The sequence below is a fragment of the Pseudomonas sp. UV AK001 genome, assembly GCF_046097675.1.
GTDB classification, from domain to species: Bacteria; Pseudomonadota; Gammaproteobacteria; order Pseudomonadales; family Pseudomonadaceae; genus Aquipseudomonas; species Aquipseudomonas kribbensis.
In genome coordinates, this window is the sequence record NZ_JBJUVZ010000006.1 from 373,955 (window position 1) to 398,431 (window position 24,477).

The window sequence follows — 24,477 nt, forward strand, 5'->3', positions numbered from 1 at the left end:
GGACAAGGCTGAGCAGATACAGCGTTTTAACATAGCCGGCTGTCAGTCGCGCAAGGTTGATCGCCATCAATTCGTGGATTGCCTACAGCATCGGTTAGACTTGCCGACTTTCCTCGTATCAAGAAGCCCGTTCATGGCCCAGCCGTCCACTACCTACAAATTCGAACTGAACCTCACCGATCTTGACCGCAGCGTCTACGAGAACGTGAAGCAGACCATCGCCCGCCACCCTTCGGAAACCGAAGAGCGCATGACCGTGCGCCTGCTGGCCTACGCGCTCTGGTACAACGAGCAACTGTCGTTCGGTCGTGGTCTGTCGGACGTGGATGAACCTGCGCTGTGGGAAAAAAGCCTGGATGACCGTGTCCTGCACTGGATCGAAGTCGGCCAGCCGGACGCTGATCGCCTGACCTGGTGCTCCCGTCGCACCGAGCGCACCAGCCTGCTGGCCTACGGCAGCCTGCGCGTCTGGGAAGGCAAGGTGATTCCGGCGATCAAGAACCTGAAGAACGTCAACATTGCTGCTGTCCCGCAGGAAGTGCTGGAAACCCTGGCCCAGGACATGCCCCGCGTCATCAAGTGGGACGTGATGATCAGCGAAGGCACGATCTTCGTCACCGATGATCGCGGCCAGCACGAAGTCCAGCTCACCTGGCTGCAAGGCGAGCGCGGCTAAGTCCGCGTTACTCCCGAAAAATCCCACGTATTCAAGAGAAGCTTCTGTCACCCTATGCGTATCGATCCTCGCCCGTTGCCCGCCACTCTGCCGTTTCTTGGTGAACTGCCACCCCTGCTGACCCGCCTGTACGCGGCGCGGGGCGTGCAGTCCGAGGCGGAGCTGGACAAGAGCCTGGCGCGGTTGATTCCGTTCCAGCAGCTCAAGGGGATCGATGCGGCGGTGGACCTGCTGGTGACGGCGCTGGAGCAGCGCCAACGGATTCTGATCGTTGGCGACTTCGACGCCGACGGCGCGACGGCCAGCACCGTGGGCGTGCTCGGTTTGCGTCTGCTGGGCGCGGCGCACGTCGATTATCTGGTGCCGAACCGCTTCGAATACGGCTACGGCCTGACCCCGGAAATCGTCGAAGTCGCGATGACCCGCGAGCCGCAACTGTTGATCACCGTCGACAACGGTATTTCCAGCGTCGAAGGTGTGGCGGCCGCGAAACGTCACGGCCTGAAGGTCTTGATCACCGACCACCACTTGCCCGGCGATGAGCTGCCGCAAGCCGATGCCCTGGTCAACCCGAACCAGCCTGGCTGCGAATTCCCGAGCAAGGCACTGGCCGGTGTCGGGGTGATTTTCTATGTATTGATGGCCCTGCGCGCCCGCCTGCGCAGCCTCGGCTGGTACGAGAGCAAACCACAACCGAATATCGGCGAGCTGCTGGATCTGGTGGCGCTGGGCAGCGTTGCCGACGTGGTGCCGCTGGATGCCAACAACCGGATTCTGGTGCACCAGGGGCTGGAACGAATTCGCGCCGGACGTGCGCGGCCGGGGATCAAGGCGATCCTTGAAGTGGCCAAGCGTGAAGCTTCGCGCATTACGTCTACCGACCTCGGTTTCATCGTCGGCCCGCGCTTGAACGCGGCGGGGCGTCTGGATGACATGAGCCTCGGCATCGAATGCCTGCTGACCCACGACGCTGCGCTGGCCCGTGAAATGGCCGCGCAACTGGACGGCATGAACCAGGATCGCAAATCCATCGAGCAGGGCATGCAGCGCGAAGCGCTGGCCCAGCTCAAGGACTTGCCGGTCGAGTCGATGCCGTTCGGGTTGTGCCTGTTCGATCCGGAATGGCACCAGGGTGTGATCGGTATTCTGGCTTCGCGGATGAAAGAGCGGTATTTCCGCCCGACCATCGCTTTTGCCGATGCCGGTGACGGCTTGCTCAAGGGCTCTGGGCGCTCGGTTCAGGGTTTCCATATCCGTGATGCGCTGAGCGTGGTCGCGGCGCAGCATCCGGATCTGATCGCCAAGTACGGCGGCCACGCAATGGCGGCCGGTCTGACCTTGCCGCAGGAGAATTTTCCGTTGTTTGCCGAGGCATTTGACGCCGAGGTGCGTAGGCAACTTCGCGAAGAGGATCTGACCGGGCGTTTGCTGTCGGACGGCACGCTGGCAGTCGAGGAGTTTCATCTGGAACTGGCCCGCGCCCTGCGTCACGCCGGACCGTGGGGCCAGCACTTCCCGGAGCCGCTGTTTCACGGCGTGTTCCAGTTGGTCGAGCAGCGGGTGGTCGGCGAGCGACACCTGAAAGTTGTGCTGAAAACCGAATGTGGTTCGGTGAAGCTGGATGGCATCGCCTTCGGGATCGATCGCGATATCTGGCCGAACCCGACGATCAAATGGGTCGAACTGGCCTACAAGCTCGATCTCAACGAGTTTCGTGGCAATGAAACCGTGCAGCTGATGATTGCCCACATCGAACCGCGTTGACCCCTTCGCGAGCAAGCTCGCTCCCACCAGGACAACACCGTACCTGTGGGAGCGAGCTTGCTCCGGGCGGCGTTCCGACGAAGGGGGACGTTCACACACTGAATCACTCTGAACCCTCCCTCATCCCCGGATGTCGACTAGGCTCTAAGCACTGCTTGATTGGCCTTGTGACGTCTTGTCGAATTTTTTGCCCGCGGGGGCGGGTGCTGCACCTTTTTCCTGTCACTCGTCGACTTTTCAAACAGAACCCTGGAGCCTGCCCACTGATTTGAGAGGTGCCCCATGAGTCTGCTGCTTGAACCCTTTACCCTTCGCCAACTGACCCTGTCCAACCGCATCGCCGTGTCGCCCATGTGCCAGTACTCGAGCGTCGATGGCCTGGCCAACGACTGGCATCTGGTGCACCTCGGCAGCCGGGCCGTGGGGGGCGCGGGCCTGGTATTTACCGAAGCCACGGCGATCACGGCCGACGGGCGGATCACCGCCGAAGATCTGGGCCTTTGGAACGACGAACAGATCGCACCGCTGCAACGCATCACCCGATTCATCAACGCGCAGGGCGCAGTGGCCGGCATTCAACTGGCCCACGCCGGGCGCAAGGCCAGCACCCATCGGCCGTGGATCGGCAAGCACGGCAGCGTCAAGCCGGATGACGGCGGCTGGACGCCGGTCGGGCCTTCGCCAATTGCCTTCGACCCGCAACACACCCAACCGAAACAGCTGGATGAAGGGCAGATCGCCCAAGTCATTCAGGACTTCGTGGCAGCAGCCAGACGCGCGCTGACCGCCGGTTTCAGTGTGGTCGAGGTGCATGCGGCGCACGGTTATCTGCTGCACCAGTTTCTTTCACCGCTGAGTAATCAGCGGCGTGACCAGTACGGCGGCTCGTTCGAAAACCGCATTCGTCTGGTGCTGCAAGTGACCGAGGCGGTACGCGCTGTGTGGCCGGAAGAACTGCCGGTGTTTGTTCGTTTGTCGGCCACTGATTGGGTCGAGGACGGCTGGAATCCGGATGAAACCGTGGAGCTGGCGAGACGCCTGAAAGCCTTGGGGGCTGACCTGATCGATGTGTCATCGGGCGGCACGGCGGTCAACGCCGAAATCCCCGTGGGACCGGGTTATCAGACGCGCTTCGCCGAACGGGTGCGCAAGGAGTCAGGTATCGCCACCGGCACAGTGGGAATGATTACCGAACCGGCCCAGGCCGAGCACATCCTGCGAACCTGTCAGGCCGACATCATCTTCCTCGCCCGCGAGCTGCTGCGTGACCCTTACTGGCCATTGCACGCCGATGATGATCTGGGCGGACGCAAAGCGGTGTGGCCGGCGCAATATCAACGCGCGACCCACCGGGATCAGCCGATTCACGAGTCTGATTTGCGGGATTGATTCCGACCGGTCGCAAAGCCTATAAAACCCGCCATTGAACCGGCGGGTTTTTTCTTGCCTGTCGTTTGGAATCGCGAAGGAATGGATCGCAATGTTGATCGAACGAGAGCTGACTGAATCGGACTTGCCGCTGCTTGCGTTGATCGACCGCAGTGAGTTGGTCGAAGAGTGCTATCGCGTGGAAAACGGTGAGCTGATTCTTTATCCGGCGCGTTTCGACATGCGCGGATGGCCCGAAGGTGAGGCGGAGGAGAATGCGCGCGTACTGGAAAAATGCTGGCGCAGCGGCGGGTGGCTACACGGACTTTTCGATGGAGATGTACTGGTGGCGGCGGTGGTTGTGGATAACCGGGTTATTCACAATCAGGGCCTGAAGATGCGGCAGTTGAAGTTTCTGCACATCAGCCTTGCCTGGCGTGGGCAGGGACTGGGTGGGCGATTGTTTGCGATGGCCTGCGCCCATGGCCGAGAGGTCGGCGCCGAGGCGTTGTACGTCTCGGCGACCGAATCGCGCAATACCGTGGAGTTCTACCAGCGCCAGGGTTGCCGGTTGCTGGCACAACCGGATCCCGAGTTGTTTGATCTGGAACCCCACGATATTCACTTGTACTGCCCGATGGCCTGACGGCTCAACGCATCAAGGATACTTGCGCTTGTCCGGCGCCGGCGGGAAGTACTGGTACAGCCAGGTCTCGCTCAACGTGCGGTCGTTGGTGCGGATGAACAGGCGCAGCTCCACCGGCTCCACGCTGTCGTTGGTCGGGTACCAGTCGAACAGGATCCGGTAACCCTTGATGTCATCCAGCACCAGCACGCTGAAGTCCTGCACCTTGCCGTTGGAGCAAGTCACCACCGGTTCGATCCCGGTGCCCTGCGGCAGGCGATCCAGGCCGCCACCCGTAAAGTCCACGGCGAAACGACGTGCCCAGACCGGCGGATAATGCTCGCCCGGTGCCCAGCCTTCGACGAATCCACCCATGCCCGAACGGGTCGCATGCACCCGCGCCAGCGGCGTGCCGACCGGCGGCAGGGCGCTCCAGTAGAGCTTGTAGCCGTAGTTCAGCGAGTCGCCGGCAGCCACTGGTTTTTTCGGCGTCCAGAACGCGACGATGTTGTCGAGGGTCTCGCCGGTTGTAGGAATTTCCAGCAGATCGATGGAGCCTTCGCCCCACGCGGTTGTAGGTTCCACCCACAGGCTCGGGCGCTTGCTGTACCAGTCGACGGTGTCCTGATAGTTGGCGAATTCGTGGTCGGTCTGCACCAGACCGAAACCTTTCGGATCGGTGTCGGCGAAGGCATTGAATTGCAGGGTCGCCGGGTTGTTCAGCGGGCGGCAGATCCACTCGCCGTTGCCGCGCCACATCGCCAGACGATCCGAGTCATGGATTTGCGGGTGGATGGTGTCGCACATCCGGCGCTCGTGGGTGCCGCAGCTGAACATGCTGGTCATTGGCGCGATACCCAGTTGTTCGATAGCGGTGCGGGCATTGATGTGGGCGTCGACTTCCATCACCACACGTTCGGCCTGGCAGTCGATGTCGAAACGATAAGCACCGGTCGCGCTTGGCGAGTCGAGCAGGGCGTAGACCACAAAGCGGGTCGCGTTCTGATCCGGGGTCTCGAACCAGAACTTGGTGAAGTCCGGGAATTCTTCGCGTTTCTTGGCGTAGGTGTCGACGGCCAGGCCACGGGCGGAGAGGCCATATTGGCCAGTGGCATCCACCGCGCGGAAGTAGCTGGCGCCGAGGAACGACACCACGTCATGGCGATCCAGTTCCGGTGCCTTGAACAGCTTGAAGCCGGCGAAACCCAGGTCGCCCTTGAGCTGCTGGGTGTCGACCGAGGTGTTCTCATAGTTGAACAGCTGAGGGCGAAAATGCACCTCGCGGGCCGTACGGGTCTTCGGATCGACGCTGTACATGCGCACCGGCTGGCGGAAACCCATGCCGACGTGGAAGAACTGCACATCGAGCTGACCCTTGTTCTCCTTCCACAGCGAATGCTCGCCGTCGTAACGGATCGCGTTGAAGTTCTGCGGGGTCATGGTTGCCAGGGTCGGCGGCAGCACCTGTTTGGTGTCCTGATAGGCGCTGCCGGCCAGTTGCTTGGCCTGGCGCTTCAGCGTTTCGAAGTCGAAGGCTTGGGCTTCACCGTCGGCGGCACCGCCAGAGGCGGCCCAGGCGCGGGAGGCCAGCAGGCCCGTGGCCGATAGGCCGGTATAAGCCGCAATGGCCATGGACGCTTTGAGCAAATTCCTGCGGTGCATAGATACAACCTGTCGTGGACAATCCCGCGCCGTTCCTGGCACGTACTGGATCAGAAATTACGGTTCGGACAAGCCTTCGGCCAAACGCTACGGACTAGTAACAGATGCGCGCTAGCTTAATCCGTTCGCTGATTTTGCAAAATTCCTTGATTACACGGCGACAGCGTCTCAATGAAACAAGACGTTACGGTTACTTATCCCACAGCCTTTTCTGATTTACAGGGCATATCTGCTTTTTTCGACTAATTACTCTAAAAACCGCTTTTCAGCGCCGATTTAATTTCTATTCTATGGGCATCGCCGGTCACGACCCATCCGACCGGCAGGGCTCAAATCGCTGCTTAAAGGAGCAGGGCGATGCGGTTTTGGAAAAATTCTGACGTACTGGAAAAGGACAACGTCCATGGCAAAAGGACAAGGCATCACCGAAATGTTGGGCATCTTTCCCTGCCTCGCCAACGTCCGGCGAAGACGCCGGCTCAGTCCGGATGAACTGAAACTGGTGGAGCGTTACCGGGAGTTGTCGGAGAGCGACCGGATTGCGATGCGGTATCTGGTGGATGCGATGAGGAGTGTTTCGCGGTTTTGAAGTGAGAAACCAAAGGGGCGGACTGTGAAGTCCGCCCCTTTTTCATTCTTGAGGTTTACCGGGGACGCTGTGCCAGCATCAACTCAGGCATGTCCCGCCATTTCACCCAAGCCTGTTGTTGCCAGTGCAGCAGCGGCACGGTGACGCCAGCCCAATGCACGGAGCTCAGGCTCGGGCAGTTTTCCGCTGCTGTTGAGCTGGTTTCCCGCAGGATGGGAATCACCTCATTGCTCAGCCATTGCCGCAGGTTGCGGTTTTCCGGGATGAAATGGTGAACCAGCAGCGCGTACATGCCGGATTCGCTGACCATCGGCGTTTCGACAACTTTGCCGTACTTGTGCAGCCGGACGATGCGGCGTTGGTCGGGGTCGAGTTTGAGCGTGACGCGTGAGTTCAAGGGATGGCCCATCATGCGGCCGAGATCCTGAGCGCAGAACCAGGCCTGGTGATCAAGCAAGAGAGCGTGGAGGAAGCGGTTGTGGCGGGTGAAGACGGTGGGAGTGAAATATTCAGTATTTGGACTGTGAGTAGCTGCTGGCATGAGATGACTTCCGTTTCGAGTAGGAAAGTCGCCACCAACTCTTCGAAAAGTTGGGTGGCGAACCGAGTGGCGTTCGAAGTCGGGTTACTTCCTGTCGAAACGGAAAAGGCGGAAGGCCCGCGCCACAAGGCCCGCCATAACGCAGAACTGAAGTTGCAAAGCAGCCGCAGTTCAATGGGGGCACGCAAGCACCGTTTTGACAGATTTCCGGCTTCGACCCCGGGCCGCTGATTGGGCAGCGACGGGATAAAGCCTATCGGTCAGGCGCTAGCGGCGCCAAGTCTACTCTGCCGACGCCACTCGTAGGAAAGGGGACTGAATGCTGAGGGTTCGGTCCGTAGGAAACGAGCAACTGACGCTGAAAGAAATCAGCCCCGAAATTGTGATAAGTCCGGGGCTGTTTTTCTTAGCGACTCACCTTCCAAGCATCCCCAGCCGGCGCCTTCCCATGGTCATACGGCTTGCCAATCCACATATAAACCAGCCCCAGACCAATCACGATCACCGTGCTCAGCACCATCGCATAGTTGATGTACCACGCGGCATCCGGCGTGCGTGGCCAGGCCATGTTGATGATTGCGCCGACGCCGTAGACCAGCGCGCCGATGTTCACCGGCCAGCCCCAGGCGCCGAGGGTGAATTTGCCGCTCGGTTTCCAGCCTTTGTTGCGGGCGTACAGGGCGGCCAGCACGATCATCTGGAACGCGAGGTAGATGCCGATGGCGGCGAAGCTGACGATGGTGGCTACGGCGTCTTGCAGGAAGAAGCCGAGGGCGATGATCAGGCCGGGCAGGACGCCGGACACGAACAGCGCAGCAACCGGCACCTGGGTCGTAGGAGAAATCTTTTTCAGCAGTCGGCTGCCGATGACCATTTCATCGCGAGCGTAGGAATACAGCAGACGACTCGCCGCCGCTTGCAGGCTGATGACGCAAGAGATGAAGGAAATCATCACCACGCCCATCACCACTTTCGAACCGACCGGACCGAAGGCGTTGTTGAGGATGGTGGTGACCGGGTCCTTGTCGGTGCCGTTGGTCACCGCTTGCATGTCCGGCACGGCGAGGATCAGCGCCAGGCAAGCGAACATCGCTGCGATGCCGCCGATGTAGATGGTCATGCGCATGGCCACCGGGATTTTCTTGCTCGGGTTCGGGGTTTCTTCGGCCACGTCGCCGCAGGCTTCGAAGCCGTAGTAGAGGAACATCCCCGCCAGCGACGCAGTGAGGAATGCCGGCAGATAGGAGCCGTCGACGCTAATGTCGAAAGTGTTGAACAGCACGCTGATCGGCTGATGACGCTCGAAAATCAGCAGATACACGCCGACGATCACCGCGCCCACCAGTTCGCAAAGGAAGCCGAACATGGCGATCCGCGCCAGCACTTTGGTGCCGCTGAGGTTTACCAGTGTGGCGAACAGCGTCAGCACCAGGGCGATGACGATGTTGGTGTTGTTGCTCGGCTCAAAGCCCAGCATGGCCGCGAGGTACGGGCCGGCGCCGACCGCAACGGCGGCGATGGTCACGCACAGGGCGATGGAGTAGATCCAGCCGACCATCCACGCCCATTTCTTGCCCACCAACCGCCGTGCCCAAGGGTAGACGCCGCCGGAAATCGGGAACTGCGAAACCACTTCGCCGAAGATCAGGCACACCAGCAGTTGCCCGCAGCCCACCAGCAAATAGGCCCAGAACATCGGTGGCCCGCCAGCGGCGAGGCACAGGCCGAACAGGGTATAAACCCCTACGACCGGTGACAGATACGTGAAGCCCAGCGCGAAGTTTTCCCACAGGCTCATGCTGCGGTTGAAGTTGGAGGTGTAGCCCAGTTGGCGCAGTTGTTCGGCATCGCTGTCGGCAACGGCGGCTGAGAGATCGGGTGATGCACTCATGTGTGTTTGCTCCGTGAAATCGGCAGATTTCGGATGGCCGAAACCGTGGCGGGGCTTGGTGAGCGCCGCCCGGATCGGTAGTTATTGTTTTGAATGCCTGGTGATGCGGATGACCGGTTTCTGCCTTGAAGCCGGGGGGATGCTTTTAGTGCTTGAACATCACATGCCGAACCGTGGTGTAGTCCTCCAGTCCGTACATGGACATGTCCTTGCCGTAGCCGGACAGTTTCTGACCGCCGTGGGGCATTTCGCTGACGAGCATGAAGTGCGTATTCACCCAGGTGCAGCCGTACTGCAACCGTGCGGACAGGCGATGGGCGCGTCCTACATCTGCTGTCCACACCGAGGACGCCAGGCCGTAGTCCGAATCGTTGGCCCATTCCAGCGCCTGGGCTTCATCAGTGAATTTGGTCACCGACACCACCGGCCCGAACACTTCGCGACGGACGATTTCGTCGTCCTGCTGGGCGTCGGCCAGAACGGTTGGTTCGAAGAAGAAACCGTTGCCTTCGACAGCCTTGCCACCCGTGATCAAGCGGATGTGCGATTGCGCGACAGCGCGCTCGACAAACCCGGCCACGCGGTCGCGATGCTGGGCGGTGATCAGCGGCCCCAGTTCGGTAGACGGATCATCCTGCAAGCCGTACTTGATGCTGCTGACCGCCGCGCCGAGCTTCTCGACGAACTTGTCGTAGATGCCTTGCTGCGCGTAGATCCGGCACGCGGCAGTGCAGTCCTGGCCGGCGTTGTAGAAACCGAAGGTACGAATGCCTTCGACCGCTGCGTCAATGTCGGCGTCGTCGAAGATGATCACCGGGGCCTTGCCGCCCAGTTCCATGTGCATGCGTTTGACGCTTTCGGCGGTGCCGGAAATGATGTTCGAACCGGTGGCGATGGAGCCGGTCAGCGACACCATGCGTACTTTCGGATGGGTCACCAGCGGGCTGCCCACGCTCGGCCCACGCCCGAACACCAGATTGAGTACGCCGGCCGGGAAAATATCCGACGCCAGTTCGGCCAGACGCAACGCGGTCAGCGGGGTTTGCTCCGACGGCTTGAGCACCACGGTATTACCGGCGGCAAGCGCCGGGGCGATTTTCCAGGCGACCATCATCAGCGGGTAGTTCCACGGCGCGATGGACGCGATCACGCCCACCGGGTCGCGGCGGATCATCGAGGTGTGGCCGGGCAGGTATTCGCCGCCGGCCGAACCGCTCATGCAACGGCTGGCGCCGGCGAAGAAACGGAACACGTCGGCAATCGCCGGAATCTCGTCATTCAACGCGGCGCTGTAAGGTTTGCCGCAGTTGTCCGATTCCAGTTTCGCCAGTTCTTCGCCGTGGGCTTCGATGGCGTCGGCGAGTTTGAGCAGCAGCAGCGAACGGTCTTTCGGCGTGGTCTGCGACCATTCGGCGAAAGCACTGTCGGCGGCGCGCACGGCGGCATCGACCTGTGCCTCAGTGGCTTCGTTGATTTCCACCAGCACTTCGCCGCGCGCCGGGTTGAGCACCGGTTGCGCCGGGCCTTCGCCGTTGACCAGTTGTCCGTTGATCAAGAGTTTGGTTTGCATGTTGTTGTCCTCTTTCTACTGCAAATTCAGGGTGGGAAAGGTCAGGGAAATCATTTGCCGCCGCTGCCGGCCACGCTCTCGCCACCCCGGGTCAGGTAGTAGGCGCCGAGGATCGGCAGCATGGTCACCATCATCACGAGCATCGCCACGACGTTGGTCACCGGCACGTCCCGTGGGCGGCTCAACTGGTTGAGCAACCACAACGGCAAGGTGCGTTCATGGCCGGCGGTGAAGGTGGTGACGATGATTTCATCGAACGACAGCGCAAACGCGAGCATGCCGCCGGCGAGCAACGCCGAGCCGAGGTTCGGCAGGATGATGTAGCGGAAGGTCTGCCAACCGTCGGCGCCGAGATCCATCGACGCCTCGATCAGACTGTGCGAAGTGCGGCGCAAACGGGCGATGACGTTGTTGTAGACGATCACCACACAGAAGGTCGCGTGGCCGACGATGATGGTGAACATCCCCGGCTCGATCCCCAGCGTCTTGAAGGTCGCCAGCAGCGCGATCCCGGTGATGATCCCCGGCAGTGCAATCGGCAGGATCAGCATCAGCGAAATGCCCTGTTTGCCGAAGAAGTCCCGGCGGTACAGCGCCGCTGAAGCAAGGGTGCCGAGCACCATCGCAATCAGCGTGGCGATGGCCGCGATCTGCAACGACAGCTTGATCGCTTCCAGCACGTCCGGCCGGGAAAACGCCACGCTGAACCAGTGCAGCGTGAAGCCTTTGGGTGGAAAGCTGAACGCCGCGTCTTCGGTGTTGAAGGCGTAGAGGAAGATGATCAGGATCGGGAAGTGCAGGAACACCAACCCGCCCCAGGCTGCGATTTTCAGCCCTATGGATGCTTTTTCAGAGTGCATCGAAGGCCCCCAGTCGTTTGACGATGGACAGGTAGATAGCGATCAACACAATCGGCACCAGCGTGAACGCCGCAGCCATTGGCATGTTGCCGATCGCGCCTTGCTGCGCGTAGACCATGCTGCCGACGAAGTAGCCCGGCGGGCCCACCAGCTGCGGCACGATGAAGTCGCCCAACGTCAGCGAGAACGTGAAGATCGAACCGGCCGCGATCCCCGGCACCGACAGCGGCAGAATCACCTGCATGAAGGTCTGGCGCGGCTTGGCCCCGAGGTCGGCGGAGGCTTGCAGCAACGACGGCGGCAGGCGTTCCAGCGAGGCCTGGATCGGCAGGATCATGAACGGCAGCCAGATGTAGACGAACACCATGAACCGCCCCAGATGCGAGGTCGACAAGGTGCTGCCGCCGACCCCGGGAATCCCCAGAATGAACTGCAGAACCGGCTCCAGCCCCAGGTGCTGAACGAACCACTGCGCCACGCCGCCCTTGGCCAGCAGCAGCGTCCAGGCGTAGGCCTTGACGATGTAGCTGGCCCACATCGGCATCATCACCGCGATGTAGAAAAACGCCTTGGTCTTGCCGGTGGTGTAGCGCGCCATGTAGTAGGCAATCGGGAACGCGACGATGGCGCTGGCGATCGACACCACGACCGCCATGCTCAGGGTGCGCAGAATGATGTCGAAGTTCGACGGCTGAAACAGTGCGGCGAAATTGGCCAGAGTCAGGTCAGGCGTGACCGCCATGGTGAAGTCGTCGAAGGTGTAGAAACCTTGCCACAACAGCACCAGCAGCGAGCCCAGATAGATCGCGCCGAACCACAGCAGCGGCGGCACCAGCAGCATCGACAGGTACAGGTTCGGCTTGCGATAGAGCAGGTTGGAAAACCTGCGCAACGGCGCCGATTGAGGGAGGGCGAGGGCGGTCATGTCACACCCCGCTCGCAACGGTGTCGTGCAGCGGAATCATCGCTTCCCGCGCCCAGCGTGCACTGATGCGCTGACCGGTCTGGTGCTGCGCGCTGCTGTCGATCCACTGATTGTTGGCCTGGCTGATACTCAGGGTCTGGCCGTTTTCCAGCTTCATTTCGTAGCGTGTGGCGCTGCCCTGATACTGGATGTCATGGAGCAGACCGCTGACTTCGATTTCATGGCTGGCCAGCGGGCCTTCGGCGAAACGCACGTGTTCCGGGCGGATCGAAAACGGCTGCGGATGGCCGCTGAGCTGGCGCGCCAGATCACCGCGAATCACGTTCGAAGTGCCGACGAATTCGGCGACGAAGGTGGTGGTGGGTTTCATGTACAGATTGCGCGGCGTGTCGACCTGCTCGATGCGACCCTTGTTGAACACGGCCACGCGGTCGGACATCGACAGCGCTTCAGTCTGGTCGTGAGTGACGAAGATGAAGGTGATGCCGAGCTGGCGTTGCAGCTTCTTCAGTTCGCTCTGCATCTGTTCGCGCAGCTTCAGGTCTAGGGCGCCCAACGGCTCGTCGAGCAACAGCACTCGCGGACGATTGACCAAGGCGCGGGCGAGGGCGACACGCTGGCGCTGACCGCCGGACAACTGCACCGGTTTGCGGGCGCCGTAGCCGCCGAGGGCGACCATGTCCAACGCTTCTTCGGCGCGTTTGTGGCGCTCGGTTTTGCTTACGCCTTTCACCTTCAGGCCGTAGGCGACGTTGTCCAGCACGTTCATGTGCGGGAACAGCGCGTAATCCTGAAATACCGTGTTGACGTCGCGTTGATAGGGCGGCAGACCGGCGGCTTCGGCGCCGTGAATGCGGATCGAGCCAGCACTCGGTTGTTCGAACCCGGCGATCAGGCGCAGGCACGTGGTCTTGCCCGAACCGGAAGGGCCGAGCATGGAAAAGAACTCGCCGTCCTGGATATCGATGGAAACCCGGTCAACGGCTTTCACTTCGCCGAACTGCCGGGAAACGTTGGTGAACTGGACTGCAAGCGTCATGGTGCGGTGCTCCGAAAAGACGAGGGCCGTCGCAGCGGCCCTGCCTGGACTTCTGAAAAAACTGGATCGTTTGGCGGTGTATGCCCGTGTTGGCTCACCACTTTTGGGTAGGTCTGACGCGGTCCGCTTTAGGCTCCCTCTCCCTCCGGGAGAGGGCGGGGGGTGAGGGCAGCTATTTCAGCCATTGCTCCAATTTCAAAAGCAAAGTCAAAAATCACCCCCTCATCGGCACGCCGCCCGCCCAGCCCTCCCGAAACGTCGGACCGCCCCCAAGGGGGAGAGGGGAAAGGGAGCTCGACCGAGGTGAAGCCGAGATCAGCGACCGCCCATAATCGCAATGTAGTCCTGCGTCCACCGGCTATACGGCACAAACTTCCCACCCTCGGCCTGCGGTGTTTTCCAGAAAGCGATCTTGTCGAACTGATCAAATCCGTTGGTCTTGCAACCCTCGGCACCCAGCAACTCACTGCCCTGACACGCCGCCGGAACCGCCGGCAACGAACCGAACCACGCCGCCACATCACCCTGGACTTTCGGCTGCAGCGACCAGTCCATCCACTTGTACGCGCAGTTCGGGTGCTTGGCCTCGGCGTGCAGCATGGTGGTGTCGGCCCAACCGGTGGCGCCTTCTTTCGGCACGGTCGAAGCGATCGGCTGTTTGTCGTTGATCAGCCCGTTGACCTGATACGGCCAGGCGCTGGATGCGACCACGCCTTCGTTCTTGAAGTCGCTCATCTGCACCGTGGTGTCGTGCCAGTAGCGGTGGATCAGCTTCTGCTGGGCGCGCAACAGTTCCAGCACAGCCTTGTACTGATCTTCGGTGAGTTGATACGGATCCTTGATCCCCAGCTCAGGCTTGGTGGATTTCAGATAGAGCGCCGCGTCGGCGATGTAGATCGGACCGTCGTAGGCTTGCACGCGACCCTTGTTCGGCTTGCCGTCCGGCAGGTTCTGTTCCTCGAACACCACGTTCCAGCTGGTCGGGGCGGTCTTGAACACGTTGGTGTTGTACATCAACACGTTCGGGCCCCACTGGTACGGGGTGCCGTAGGTCTGTTTGTTGACCACGTACCACGGCGCGTCTTTCAGGCGTGGGTCGAGGGATTTCCAGTTCGGGATCAACGCGGTGTTGATCGGCTGTACACGCTTGCCGACGATCAACCGCAGCGAGGCATCGCCCGACGCGGTCACCAGGTCGTAACCGCCCTTGGCCATCAGGCTGACCATTTCGTCGGAGGTGGCGGCGGTTTTCACATTGACCTTGCAGCCGGTTTCCTTCTCGAAACCGGTCACCCAGTCGTAGGCCTTGTCGCTTTCACCGCGTTCGATATAGCCGGGCCAGGCGACGATATCCAGCTGGCCTTCGCCGGCGCCGACGGCTTTCAGCGGCTCGGCGGCCTGCAGGCTGGCGCTGGCCAGCAGGGCCGTGGTGATTGCACTGAGCAGTGCGGTCTTGTGCACGAACATGGTGAACCCTCTTCTTTAAATTATGGTCGGGGCAGTTGTGAACGCGGTGGAGCATGCCGTCAGCGGCTTGTTATTAGCGTAGTCAGAGATGCTGGCCGTGGCGGGCCATGATGTGCCGCACCACGCTGTAGTCCTGTAGCGAATCGCTGGATAAGTCTTTGCCGTAACCGGAGCGTTTCAGCCCGCCGTGGGGCATTTCGCTGACCAGCATGAAATGGCTGTTGATCCAAGTGCAGCCGTACTGCAGGCGTGCGGCGACCTGCATCGCCTTGTCCAGGTTCTGAGTCCACACCGACGAGGCGAGGCCGTATTCCGAGTCGTTGGCCCAGTCCACCGCTTGCGCCAGTTCGTCGAAGCGGGTCACGGTCACTACCGGGCCGAACACTTCGCGCTGGACGATTTCATCGCTCTGCTTGCAACCGGCCAGCAGCGTCGGCTGATAGAAGAAGCCAGCGCCGGAATGCACCGCTGCGCCGGTCACTCGTTCGATGTGCGGCTGACCGAGGGCGCGCTCGACAAAACTGGCCACCCGGTCGCGCTGGCGGGTGCTGATCAGCGGCCCGATTTCATTGTCGGCATCACGCTTGCCGGCGAAGCGCAGGCTGCTGACCGCCGCGCCGAGTTCGGCGACCAATTTGTCGTGAATCCCGGCCTGGGCGTAGATCCGACAAGCCGCCGTGCAGTCCTGACCTGCGTTGTAATAGCCATAAGTGCGCACGCCTTCGACCACGGCTTTGAGATCGGCATCGTTGCAGACGATCACCGGGGCCTTGCCGCCGAGCTCGAGGTGCGTGCGTTTCAGGGTTTTGGCGGCGGCCTGGAGGATTTTCTGGCCGGTGACGATATCGCCGGTCAGCGACACCATGCGCACTTTCGGATGGCCAACCAGGTGGCTGCCGACGCCTTCGCCGCCACCGCAGACAATATTGATCACCCCGCGTGGCAGGATTTCGGCCAGCGCTGGTGCCAGAGCCAGAATCGACAACGGCGTGTGTTCGGACGGCTTGAACACCAGCGTATTGCCGGCGGCGAGGGCCGGAGCGATCTTCCACGCGGCCATCATGATCGGGTAGTTCCACGGCGCAATCGACGCGACCACGCCAATCGGGTCGCGGCGCACCATGCTGGTGTAGCCCGGCACGTATTCGCCGCTGAGTTGGCCGGTCTGGCAGCGCACGGCGCCGGCGAAGAAGCGAAACACATCGACGGTGGCGGTCAAATCGTCCTGCCGCGCCAGATGCAGCGGCTTGCCGCAGTTCAGGGCTTCGAGGCGGGCGAGGTGGTCGGCGTGTTTTTCGACGGCGTTGGCGATTTCCAGCAGGAAATTCGAGCGTTGTTGCGGGGTGGTGCGCGACCACTCGGCAAAGGCGCGGTGGGCGGCGAGGATGGCGGCTTCGACTTGCTCGGTGCTGGCTTCGGCGATCTGGGTCAGGACTTCGCCGGTGGCCGGGTTGAGAATCGGTTCGACAAAACCCTCGCCGGCGACCAATTCGCCGTCGATCAGCAACGCGGTGTGCATGTGGGTCTGCGCGCCAGCCATTTTCCGTGATCTCTTTTCTTGTATGGCCATGTTGCTCCCTGTTCCGGGAGCCGACCGTCTTATAGATGCAGCAAGACTAGTGCGCGGCTCCGGGGTCGACAAATTCTAAATACTGAAGGTGGCATTCGATTAAATAGATGGCTTGCGTCCGCCGTGAGGCTGTTCGCGAGCTACGGTCAGGAACGGATCGACCAGCGCGGGGCGGGCGGTGCCACGACGCCAGGCCAGACCGACATCGAGGGTCTGATTGAGGTCCGCAATCGGTCGCGCTTCGATGATGTCGCCTTCCAGTGACCATGGTCGGTAGGTCATGTCCGGTTGAATCGAAACGCCCAATCCCGCCGCCACCAGACTTCGCACCGCCTCCGTGGACGCGGTTCTGAGGGTGATCTTCGGTTGCAGCCCGGCGCCGCGCCACAGGCGTTGGGCGTTGCGATCCATCTCGTCGACGTTCAGTTGAATCAACGGCTCCCGCGCGACATCGGCGAGGTTGATGCTGTCGTGCTCCAGCAACGGATGCTGGGCCGGCAGCCACAAACGGTGCGGCGAGTGGGTCAGCACTTCGGTCTGCAAGGCGTGGCGGTCTTCGAGGTTGGAGAGGATCAGCACACCGACATCGATCTCGCCGCTGACCAGCAAATGCTCGATGTATGGCCGCTCGTCTTCCATCACTCGGATCTCGACGTTGGGATAGGCGCGCTGGAATCGGGTGAGCAAATCCGCCAGGTAATAACCGGCCACCAGACTGGTCACGCCGACGATCAACTGCCCGGCGACCTGATCGGTGCTTTGTTGCAGACTGCGTTTGGCGTTGTCCACTGTCGCCAGAATCAGGTGCGCCTGGCGTAGGAACTGGTGCCCCTGATGGGTAAGGGTCATGCCCTTGGCGTGGCGATTGAACAGGCTGACGCCGATTTCTTCCTCCAGTTGCTGGATGGCCAGGGTCAGGGTCGATTGGGAAATGAACGCGGTTTGCGCGGCGGCAGAAATCGAGCCGGTCTCGGCCACGGCGATGAAATGGCGGATCTGACGCAAGGTCATCATGGAAGGATTACCCGGTGGGCGGTTTTTATAGATTGCCTCGAGTGTATATCTATTTTCGCGAAGGGCTGCGGTGGGCCAGGCAACATCTGGAAGCACACTCGCACCCAGGTGACGGGCACTTTCGAACTAGGCTGAGGGCCTTATTGATCCGGATAACCCCTGTTTGGAGACGGAACATGAACACCCGTGGATTGCTCGATCAACTCCTCAAATCCGGCCAGGAACTGCTGCAGAACAAGGCGGGCGGGGCGCAGAACAAACCGGCTGCCGGTGGGTTGGGCGGCTTGCTGGGCGGATCTTCCGGTAATGGCGCACTCGGCGGTTTGCTGTCAGGCGCAGGCGGCGGTGCCCTGGCGGCCGGGGCCATGGGCCTGTTGCTGGGCAGTAAAAAGGCCCGCAAGGTTGGCGGTAAAGTCGCCATCTACGGTGGCCTCGCCGCACTGGGCGTGATCGCCTACAAAGCCTACGGCAACTGGAACGCCCAGAAAGGCACCGCCCCGCAAAGCGAACCGCAAACCCTCGATCGCCTGCCACCGGCGCAAGTCGAACAACACAGCCAGGCCATCCTCAAAGCCCTGGTCGCCGCCGCCAAGGCCGACGGCCACATCGACGACCGTGAGCGCCAACTGATCGAAGGCGAATTCACCAAACTCGACAACGATCAGGAACTCAAGCACTGGCTCCACGCCGAACTCAACAAACCCCTCGACCCCACCGACGTCGCCCGCGCGGCGAGCACGCCGGAGATGGCCGCCGAGATGTACGTGGCGAGCGTGATGATGGTGGATGAGGAGAACTTCATGGAGAAGAGCTATCTGGATGAACTGGCGCGGCAGTTGAAGCTGGAGCCGGGGTTGAAGGTTGAGTTGGAGAGGCAGGTGAGGGTGGCGGTTGTGTAACTGAAAGACTTGATGAATCCCCGGTGAGGGGCTAACACCGCTCGCCGGGTTTTCTTCAGTGCAAACCTGCGGCCTTGCAAGCCTCGACAAAGGTCGCGCCTTTCTTGTCCATGGCACTTTTGACCAATTGATTGGCTTTCATCAGTGCCGCACTGGGTTTCGCCCACTGCTCCGGCGGCAGTGGCTGCGACCAGGCTTGAACCTGTTCCGGCAGAACGGGACGGCCCTTGCGATGAGCCCATTCGGCGAGAATGTAGGGCATTTTCCAGAAGGTCAGCACACGCCCGATGTACCAGCGGCGCAATGGCCACCGAGATTTCTCCGCGAATCCATATTCCCTCCGTTGTTCTGGAGTCAGGTCCTCGCCACCTTCTTCGTCCAGCGACCCCATCGCACGGGCATCTTCGCGTTCGATTTCAAAGGTGTGCAGTCCTTCATAGGGCTTGAGCCGATCCCCGGTCGGGATCAGGCCGAGTGCCTTGAGCATCGGGTTCGGCACATCGACCAGTTGACCGTCTTCCATGAAGTTGCGAATGGATGCCCACATGCCCAAGGAGTGAGCATCGCTGGGTTGTGGTAGCAGCAGAAACTGCACTTTGTCCTGCTCTTCATCTTCCAGCCCCATGCCTAAGGTGTATTGGCGAGTGGCGCCGTAACTGGTGACGCCTTGGGAGTTTGCAACCCAGGCAACCACGCTTTCCCAAGGCACGATCAGCACGCGATGGGTTTTGCTGTCGACGTAACAGACTTCGCGGCGCTGGCGGTTGAAACGCACTGGGTATGTTTTTGCGGCGGTGAAAACGCTGGAAAACATTCCGTAGACATAGGCGCCGATTGGCAGTATGGAAAGGAGAGAAACGCTAATCGTAACCTTCATAAACATAAAGAGTTCTTGCCAGGGATCGCTGAAGTTTTCTGGATAAGCGATTACTCCATAGATAATGACAAGGCTTGGCATTATGAACGCCAAGAAAATGGGCAGCCAAATTCCAGCGGCTAATATTTTTCCTTGTTCAACTATTCCCCAGTTGCTACCACCTAGCTCCAGATACGTTTCGTTCATCTCCGAAAAATTACGACGGGATGATTGTGACTGGCCGGTGTAAACAGGTAGTGGCGAAAGAAATAGTGTCTCATTTAATCCGCTGACACGAATTTCTCCAGCGCGTGGGCGTTGGTTTCTGATATCTGGGGTTGATTCCTTCCTTTCATTGCTCTTTTTGCGTCTAAATAAATTCCTAAGCATCTGCCGTCGCCAAATCTTCTTTTTTGAATAACCTGAAGGGTGTCTTACCGGTTCCGGTCGGTAAGGTATCAACAGAATCTACTTTATACGTGCCTTTTGTGGGGATTCGTACGCCATGGGCATTAAGGATGTGCAGATTGCGCAGAACAAAACAGGTTTGGTGCATTACGTCGCGTTCAGCTTCCAGTTGGTAAGCAATATTGAATGCCAACGCAAAGTCAGTGGTTTGTAATGAGTCACTGATTGGCAAATGGAGTATTAATGCTTCCTTGCCTTTACTGGCGACAATAAAACGAGGAGCCCAGGCGGATGTGCACTCCTTCCAGCGCAAAGGAAATGGCCCAGGGCTATAGGCGTTGGTTCGAGGTTGATCGCGATATTGCTGGTATGCCTGTAGTTGTAATTTCCGACTATCCATTTCCTGTGTGCTTACACCAGGTAGTAGAAGTTTTAGATAAGTAAGTTTGTTATCTCTGATGAATTCGCAAGTTGGTTTCTGCACAACTTTCGCGAGCTCGCTCCATTCGTCCTGTGCATTCCGCTGCTTGGTTTTTCTCCCCCACGCACAGCTCTCCATCCACTTCTGCAAGTCATCCAGATTGAAATAGTTGAAGAGCCCTTCACCCACCAATTGCAGAGCTGTGGCGATCAGTCCAATCAGGTTGGCGCGTGTACCGATGGCCAAAAGCCTTGGGCTGGCTTCAGCCCATGCTAATGCACGAAGCTCCGTAGGATTCTTCATAATGTTCTTGACTATGGATCCTGTGTGTTTGGCTGCCCATGTATTGGTTCCGACCAACGTTGCGTCGCCACTTATTTGCAACGTCGTTGCTGCCAATCCTTTGTAGTCACCTTCAGCTAAAGCTTTACCCCATTGCAAAGAGTGTTTTCCTAGATCGAGCGACGCGGCCAGGCCTCCAGCTACGAATGCCCAAAATCCTGCTATACCGCTCCAGCGTCCCAAGCGGCTCATTGTATTTAGTTTGCCAGCAGCACTTTCCATCTGTTCGATATGTGCCTGAAAAATAGTAACCGACAATCCTTGGACGGTTGCGAAACCAGCAGCTGTCACGCCTATGACCGTCTCCGTGAAAGCCAGAGCATCCGTAGCGGAACGATTCTCTTTTTTTAGAAAGGCATTCAACCCATCAATAAACTTCTGTCCCTGAATGACAAACAGAGCAAATGCAATACCATCACCTTTCGATTTCAAGGCACCAGATAGCGGTTTGCTGAAAGTCCCAGTGGCCCTGAAATCGCGCACTGTTCTACTCATCTCCATCCGCAACTGCGGATCCAGCCCATCAACCACCGTACCAATTTTCGCTGCACTATCACCCCCGACCGCCAAGGCATCGGTGAGTTTCTCTTCCAGTGGAATCAGCGCATTTTTCAGTTGAGCGATGCGTTGGTTATGCGGTGCTTCACTACCCGGAGTTGCAGAGCCGATGGACTGGCGCATCAATTCCCGATTTCGAAGTTTGTAGCTTTCTTTCAATTGGCTACGCAAGTTCAGCGATTGGTCGCGAGCCTGATTGAAGGCTGCAATTTCAGCCCCTGTAGCCGCGCGCAGAGTCAATCCCTGTCGAGAGAACTCGCGCAATAGCTGCAGGCGCGCGGGTGCTCCAATCTTGCGGATGTACTCGTTGGGATCAACGGTTTGTGCGCGCGCGAAACTCTCGTGAGCCTTGTCCAGTTGATCGGCAATTTTCAGCTGCCGCGCCGGGTTGTAGGCCTCGTCCAGCATGCTTTGCATGCCCATGAACTGGGTGTTCAGTTTGGCGTAGTTGGGCAGGCGCTCGGTCATCAAGCTGTGGAACTGGTTGGTCAGCACATTGACGTTAGCGAGGTTTTCCTTGGCCGAGATCACGTTGATCGAGAAACTGGTCAAGTCTGCCAGTTTTTTTGCAATGTCTACCTGTGCCACGAGGGACAGAGTATCCAGTCCTGGCACCAGGGTCTGCAGATTTGCCTCCATGTAGGCGGCAAGTTTTTCGAGCGCTTTTGGGTCTGCGCACATGGCTGCCACGCAGACAAACTCGGTTTCCAGTCGGTGCTTGATTTGTGCGTCGAGATTGAAGTCGTAATACCAGGCTGCACCGTGAAAGCGGCCACTGGTGAACATATTCAGTCGATCTTCACGGATGTTTTGCAGACGATCGTGCCAATGTTTTAGAAGGTTTTGCTGTTCCTGAACAAAGGCTTCCATTTCCTGACGGTTGACCAGATCGTCGATACCTCGCTGACCTAATTCCTTGCCATGCAACGCATACCAGCTTTGCAGGCTGAGTTTGTTCAAAGTGTCCTGGTGTTTACGATAAAGCGGATCTCCCAGAGAATCCGTCATGTCCATGTAGGCGCGGGCGTAAGGATCTTTCTCCGCCATCTTTCGCCAATGAGCTTCGTCACCGTAGATGCCTGGGTCTCTGTGGTCCCGGCGAACCTTCAGGAAGTCGTAGATTTTCGATTGCTGTTCTTCGTCGGTGTCATCTTTCAGTGCCTGAACTTCAGGATCTGTTTTACCCAGCGCTTCCAGCCGTGGACCGTTCACATCATAAAGAGACTGTACGTAGGAACCCGTGAGGTATTGCGCCTGACGCTTATCGTCCTTGCTCCACCGATCAATCCAGTCAGCCACTTTCAACTGAGCGCTGGCAAGATCGCGCATGACGCCGATGTCGTCACGCAACACCAGAAACAAATAGTCATTCTTGTAGGCGCCCTGCACCTTACTGGTCAGCGATTCAATCGCAATAGGTTTGAACAGCGGTTGATCTTCCCAGTGATAAGCCTTGCCTTCTTGTGGGTCTGCTCCTTCAAGGACGGCATCGGCGCTTTTTTCAGGCTGCTCTTTCACTTCTGCCAGCCAGTTTTCCACTTGTTGTTTGCTCAATAAATGTTTGCCGCCCTTTTCAGGGCAGGCACTTGCCAACTCCACCGGTTGCATCAAACGCTTCCGTTCTTCTTTGGACTTGAGCACTTGCGAGCATTTATTGGCTGTCCATTGAAGCTCGGAATAGCTGGCATACAAAGTGTGTTTTCGGGTGAAGACAAGATGAGGTTCGCCGATCGAACTGGTGCGCGTGTCACCGGAGACTTCCTGGCTGTTCCACAATAGTTTGGTGATCTCGCCTTTCTCTATGCGGTACTCGTGTAGGTAACCGGTGGTGCCGTTGATGATGTAGAGGTAGCCGTCGCGCAACAGCCGGATGCCCAGTGGCTGGCTTTTTGTCTTGAACGGCATGGCGAGTTCGGATGCGGGATCGAGGTGCTGAACGAGCCCATAGCGCAGAGGCAGCAACTGAACTTTCTTGTTCATCAATTGGCATTCACCCATTGGGACACGGGTGTCCTTGGCAGGTTTAGCCAGGGCAGCAGTGTTGGCGCTGGTTTTTGGTGGTTGTTGAGCGGTCATGATGGGCTTCCTTGTCGATCCTCAGCACGGCTTTCGGCAAGCTCGGCAGCGCGCTCCACGCGCTTCAATGGCGCATCAGGTGTCGACTGCGTCAGCAGTCGCACGATATCAGGGTGGTCAGTCAGCGGTTCCCCTGCCAGATAACCGTAAACGTTCGCATAGAGGGTGATTTCCTGCTCCGACGCAAAACCTTGTTCGTAGGCTTCATCCGCTATTTTCTGCGCATAGGGGCGACGATCCTGTTCAGGAAAAGTCGCCATGTATTCAGGAAAGTACTTTTCCAAGTGCTCATTCAATGACGAGACAAAGTTGCGAAACTCTACCTCACCTAACGCTGTGAGTTCCTTATCGGTCAAGCGATAGGTTTGCGGTTCAGCAATGGCGGGTTCGGGACGTTTGTGTTGATGCCATAAGGTTTCGACTCCGTCTGGCAGGCAGATGTACTCGACCGGACCAAACCAGCGTGCACTACTGGCTTGCTCCGCCAACCCGAACAACTGATGCATGACTGCTGGGTCGGCGATGCGCGGCATAACCTCAATGCCGCTCGGATGCTCCACCGTAAGCAAGTGACGCCAATGTCCCCAAAGCACATGAGCATCGGTAGTACTGAACAACAGATAGCCCCACTCCAAGTCCGAGCTTTCCAGAAAATAGGCCAAAAGCGGATCGCTGGGCCCTTTGAGAGCAATCAGGTAAGGCGAGATGTCGGACAGTTCTTGCCAGCGTGTCGATTGGTAGAGGCTGTATGCCTGGTTGTCCCATTGGTACAGCTGCTGTGCCAGATTGGGCACACTCACGCCGTCCAGAAGTAAATAGGCGGGTGTCTTCCACGGCAAGTCATTCGGAAGCGGCGGTAGTTTATTCATTTACTGTTCACCCTTTTGTGCCGCAACTTTTGCAGCCTCACAAACCGCACAAATCGGTTTCTTCTGCATCAACGCCTGCCGCTGCGCGGGCACCAACAACTTCCCGGCCTTATCCGTATCCGCCTGCTTCAACGGCCCCGGCATCAACGGCGCCGCACCCGTTCCGCTCCCCGGTCCACCACCCGAGTTGATGTTGATCGCCGGCCCGCTCATGGTCACGCCGCCGCCATCGATCTTGATGAAGCTGCCGCCACCGACCAGCGTCAGTTCGGCCCCGGCTTCCAGCACCACCTTCATGCCGCTGCTCAGGTGAATTTCCTGGCCGGCGTCGATGAATTGCCCGGTGCCGATCTTGATGTGCTGGTTCACGCCCACGGTCAGGTGGTCGTTGGCGCGGGCTTCGACTTTGCGGTCTTCGTAGACGGTGTGGTGTTCTTCGGCCTTGAATTCGGTGTAGCTATTCTTTTCCACGACGTCGTGGCGTTCA

General features: G+C 59.2%; 20 protein-coding genes. 6 read left to right on the top strand and 14 right to left on the bottom strand.

Annotated elements, in window-relative coordinates; genetic code table 11:
- Positions 1-133: 133 nt before the first annotated feature.
- The 4 genes from ACKLNA_RS18890 to ACKLNA_RS18905 all read left to right on the top strand — a co-directional run bounded on the left by ACKLNA_RS18890 (position 134) and on the right by ACKLNA_RS18905 (position 4,454).
- A complete protein-coding gene (locus ACKLNA_RS18890; RefSeq protein ID WP_007954646.1) occupies positions 134-676 on the top strand; it encodes a YaeQ family protein in 543 nt (180 codons plus the stop codon).
- Positions 677-730: 54 nt separating this feature from the next.
- Positions 731-2,440 (top strand): single-stranded-DNA-specific exonuclease RecJ, encoded by a 1,710-nt coding sequence (gene recJ / locus ACKLNA_RS18895; protein ID WP_007954648.1) that lies wholly within the window; start codon positions 731-733, stop codon positions 2,438-2,440.
- Positions 2,441-2,722: 282 nt separating this feature from the next.
- Positions 2,723-3,829 carry an NADH:flavin oxidoreductase/NADH oxidase gene (locus ACKLNA_RS18900; protein ID WP_408986715.1) on the top strand — a complete coding sequence of 369 codons (1,107 nt, stop codon included), beginning with the start codon at positions 2,723-2,725 and terminating at the stop codon, positions 3,827-3,829.
- A gap of 91 nt (positions 3,830-3,920) precedes the next feature.
- Positions 3,921-4,454 (top strand): GNAT family N-acetyltransferase, encoded by a 534-nt coding sequence (locus ACKLNA_RS18905; RefSeq protein WP_408986716.1) that lies wholly within the window; start codon positions 3,921-3,923, stop codon positions 4,452-4,454.
- Positions 4,455-4,466: 12 nt separating this feature from the next.
- Here the strand turns inward: ACKLNA_RS18905 and ACKLNA_RS18910 are convergent, their stop codons facing one another.
- Entirely contained in the window at positions 4,467-6,095 is a 1,629-nt protein-coding gene (locus ACKLNA_RS18910; RefSeq protein WP_011332628.1) for a glucan biosynthesis protein D, read from the bottom strand.
- Between the two features lie 403 nt (positions 6,096-6,498).
- Here ACKLNA_RS18910 and ACKLNA_RS18915 point away from each other — a divergent pair, with 403 nt between their 5' ends.
- Positions 6,499-6,684: a hypothetical protein gene (locus tag ACKLNA_RS18915; protein ID WP_119429017.1), complete on the top strand. Its 186-nt coding sequence runs from the start codon at positions 6,499-6,501 to the stop codon at positions 6,682-6,684.
- Positions 6,685-6,739: 55 nt separating this feature from the next.
- Here the strand turns inward: ACKLNA_RS18915 and ACKLNA_RS18920 are convergent, their stop codons facing one another.
- The 9 genes from ACKLNA_RS18920 to ACKLNA_RS18960 all read right to left on the bottom strand — a co-directional run bounded on the left by ACKLNA_RS18920 (position 6,740) and on the right by ACKLNA_RS18960 (position 17,561).
- Positions 6,740-7,225 carry a Bro-N domain-containing protein gene (locus ACKLNA_RS18920; protein WP_408986717.1) on the bottom strand — a complete coding sequence of 162 codons (486 nt, stop codon included), beginning with the start codon at positions 7,223-7,225 and terminating at the stop codon, positions 6,740-6,742.
- Between the two features lie 406 nt (positions 7,226-7,631).
- Complete coding sequence (locus ACKLNA_RS18925; protein ID WP_408986718.1) at positions 7,632-9,116, bottom strand: APC family permease; 1,485 nt, start codon at positions 9,114-9,116, stop codon at positions 7,632-7,634.
- Between the two features lie 145 nt (positions 9,117-9,261).
- Positions 9,262-10,686, bottom strand: coding sequence for a gamma-aminobutyraldehyde dehydrogenase (locus ACKLNA_RS18930; RefSeq protein WP_408986719.1), 1,425 nt, complete (start codon positions 10,684-10,686; stop codon positions 9,262-9,264).
- Between the two features lie 50 nt (positions 10,687-10,736).
- Entirely contained in the window at positions 10,737-11,546 is an 810-nt protein-coding gene (locus ACKLNA_RS18935) for an ABC transporter permease (RefSeq protein WP_408986720.1), read from the bottom strand.
- Entirely contained in the window at positions 11,536-12,471 is a 936-nt protein-coding gene (locus tag ACKLNA_RS18940) for an ABC transporter permease (protein ID WP_007954664.1), read from the bottom strand. Before ACKLNA_RS18940 ends, ACKLNA_RS18935 begins: the two co-directional genes overlap by 11 nt.
- A 1-nt stretch (position 12,472) precedes the next feature.
- Entirely contained in the window at positions 12,473-13,510 is a 1,038-nt protein-coding gene (locus ACKLNA_RS18945) for an ABC transporter ATP-binding protein (RefSeq protein ID WP_408986721.1), read from the bottom strand.
- A 315-nt stretch (positions 13,511-13,825) separates the two neighbouring features.
- Entirely contained in the window at positions 13,826-14,977 is a 1,152-nt protein-coding gene (gene ydcS, locus ACKLNA_RS18950; protein WP_114881536.1) for a putative ABC transporter substrate-binding protein YdcS, read from the bottom strand.
- 82 nt (positions 14,978-15,059) lie between these two features.
- Entirely contained in the window at positions 15,060-16,547 is a 1,488-nt protein-coding gene (locus ACKLNA_RS18955; RefSeq protein ID WP_408986722.1) for a gamma-aminobutyraldehyde dehydrogenase, read from the bottom strand.
- 99 nt (positions 16,548-16,646) lie between these two features.
- Positions 16,647-17,561 carry a LysR family transcriptional regulator gene (locus ACKLNA_RS18960; RefSeq protein WP_007954670.1) on the bottom strand — a complete coding sequence of 305 codons (915 nt, stop codon included), beginning with the start codon at positions 17,559-17,561 and terminating at the stop codon, positions 16,647-16,649.
- 176 nt (positions 17,562-17,737) lie between these two features.
- On the opposite strand from ACKLNA_RS18960, the gene ACKLNA_RS18965 reads away from it, so the two are divergent.
- A complete protein-coding gene (locus ACKLNA_RS18965) occupies positions 17,738-18,460 on the top strand; it encodes a tellurite resistance TerB family protein (RefSeq protein ID WP_408986723.1) in 723 nt (240 codons plus the stop codon).
- Positions 18,461-18,515: 55 nt separating this feature from the next.
- On the opposite strand, the gene ACKLNA_RS18970 is transcribed toward ACKLNA_RS18965, so the two are convergent.
- The 4 genes from ACKLNA_RS18970 to ACKLNA_RS18985 form a co-directional block, all read right to left on the bottom strand.
- Positions 18,516-19,523, bottom strand: a complete 1,008-nt coding sequence (locus ACKLNA_RS18970; protein WP_408986724.1) for a DUF6708 domain-containing protein — start codon at positions 19,521-19,523, stop codon at positions 18,516-18,518.
- A 175-nt stretch (positions 19,524-19,698) separates the two neighbouring features.
- Positions 19,699-23,121 carry a toxin VasX gene (locus ACKLNA_RS18975; RefSeq protein ID WP_408986725.1) on the bottom strand — a complete coding sequence of 1,141 codons (3,423 nt, stop codon included), beginning with the start codon at positions 23,119-23,121 and terminating at the stop codon, positions 19,699-19,701.
- Positions 23,118-23,990, bottom strand: coding sequence for a DUF4123 domain-containing protein (locus ACKLNA_RS18980; protein WP_408986726.1), 873 nt, complete (start codon positions 23,988-23,990; stop codon positions 23,118-23,120). Before ACKLNA_RS18980 ends, ACKLNA_RS18975 begins: the two co-directional genes overlap by 4 nt.
- A partial coding sequence (locus tag ACKLNA_RS18985; protein ID WP_408986727.1) for a bacteriophage T4 gp5 trimerisation domain-containing protein occupies positions 23,991-24,477 on the bottom strand: 487 nt, incomplete at its 5' end.

What these genes read in the sequence shown, in the direction of transcription:
- ACKLNA_RS18905 (WP_408986716.1), top strand. Translation starts at nt 3,921, where the DNA reads ATGTTGATCGAACGAGAGCTGACTGAATCGGACTTGCCGCTGCTTGCG.
- ACKLNA_RS18955 (WP_408986722.1), bottom strand. Translation starts at nt 16,547, where the DNA reads ATGGCCATACAAGAAAAGAGATCACGGAAAATGGCTGGCGCGCAGACC.
- ACKLNA_RS18900 (WP_408986715.1), top strand. Translation starts at nt 2,723, where the DNA reads ATGAGTCTGCTGCTTGAACCCTTTACCCTTCGCCAACTGACCCTGTCC.
- recJ (WP_007954648.1), top strand. Translation starts at nt 731, where the DNA reads ATGCGTATCGATCCTCGCCCGTTGCCCGCCACTCTGCCGTTTCTTGGT.
- ACKLNA_RS18935 (WP_408986720.1), bottom strand. Translation starts at nt 11,546, where the DNA reads ATGCACTCTGAAAAAGCATCCATAGGGCTGAAAATCGCAGCCTGGGGC.
- ACKLNA_RS18965 (WP_408986723.1), top strand. Translation starts at nt 17,738, where the DNA reads ATGAACACCCGTGGATTGCTCGATCAACTCCTCAAATCCGGCCAGGAA.
- ACKLNA_RS18925 (WP_408986718.1), bottom strand. Translation starts at nt 9,116, where the DNA reads ATGAGTGCATCACCCGATCTCTCAGCCGCCGTTGCCGACAGCGATGCC.
- ACKLNA_RS18930 (WP_408986719.1), bottom strand. Translation starts at nt 10,686, where the DNA reads ATGCAAACCAAACTCTTGATCAACGGACAACTGGTCAACGGCGAAGGC.
- ACKLNA_RS18910 (WP_011332628.1), bottom strand. Translation starts at nt 6,095, where the DNA reads ATGCACCGCAGGAATTTGCTCAAAGCGTCCATGGCCATTGCGGCTTAT.
- ACKLNA_RS18960 (WP_007954670.1), bottom strand. Translation starts at nt 17,561, where the DNA reads ATGATGACCTTGCGTCAGATCCGCCATTTCATCGCCGTGGCCGAGACC.
- ACKLNA_RS18890 (WP_007954646.1), top strand. Translation starts at nt 134, where the DNA reads ATGGCCCAGCCGTCCACTACCTACAAATTCGAACTGAACCTCACCGAT.
- ACKLNA_RS18975 (WP_408986725.1), bottom strand. Translation starts at nt 23,121, where the DNA reads ATGACCGCTCAACAACCACCAAAAACCAGCGCCAACACTGCTGCCCTG.
- ACKLNA_RS18970 (WP_408986724.1), bottom strand. Translation starts at nt 19,523, where the DNA reads ATGAACGAAACGTATCTGGAGCTAGGTGGTAGCAACTGGGGAATAGTT.
- ACKLNA_RS18920 (WP_408986717.1), bottom strand. Translation starts at nt 7,225, where the DNA reads ATGCCAGCAGCTACTCACAGTCCAAATACTGAATATTTCACTCCCACC.
- ACKLNA_RS18945 (WP_408986721.1), bottom strand. Translation starts at nt 13,510, where the DNA reads ATGACGCTTGCAGTCCAGTTCACCAACGTTTCCCGGCAGTTCGGCGAA.
- ydcS (WP_114881536.1), bottom strand. Translation starts at nt 14,977, where the DNA reads ATGTTCGTGCACAAGACCGCACTGCTCAGTGCAATCACCACGGCCCTG.
- ACKLNA_RS18980 (WP_408986726.1), bottom strand. Translation starts at nt 23,990, where the DNA reads ATGAATAAACTACCGCCGCTTCCGAATGACTTGCCGTGGAAGACACCC.
- ACKLNA_RS18915 (WP_119429017.1), top strand. Translation starts at nt 6,499, where the DNA reads ATGGCAAAAGGACAAGGCATCACCGAAATGTTGGGCATCTTTCCCTGC.
- ACKLNA_RS18940 (WP_007954664.1), bottom strand. Translation starts at nt 12,471, where the DNA reads ATGACCGCCCTCGCCCTCCCTCAATCGGCGCCGTTGCGCAGGTTTTCC.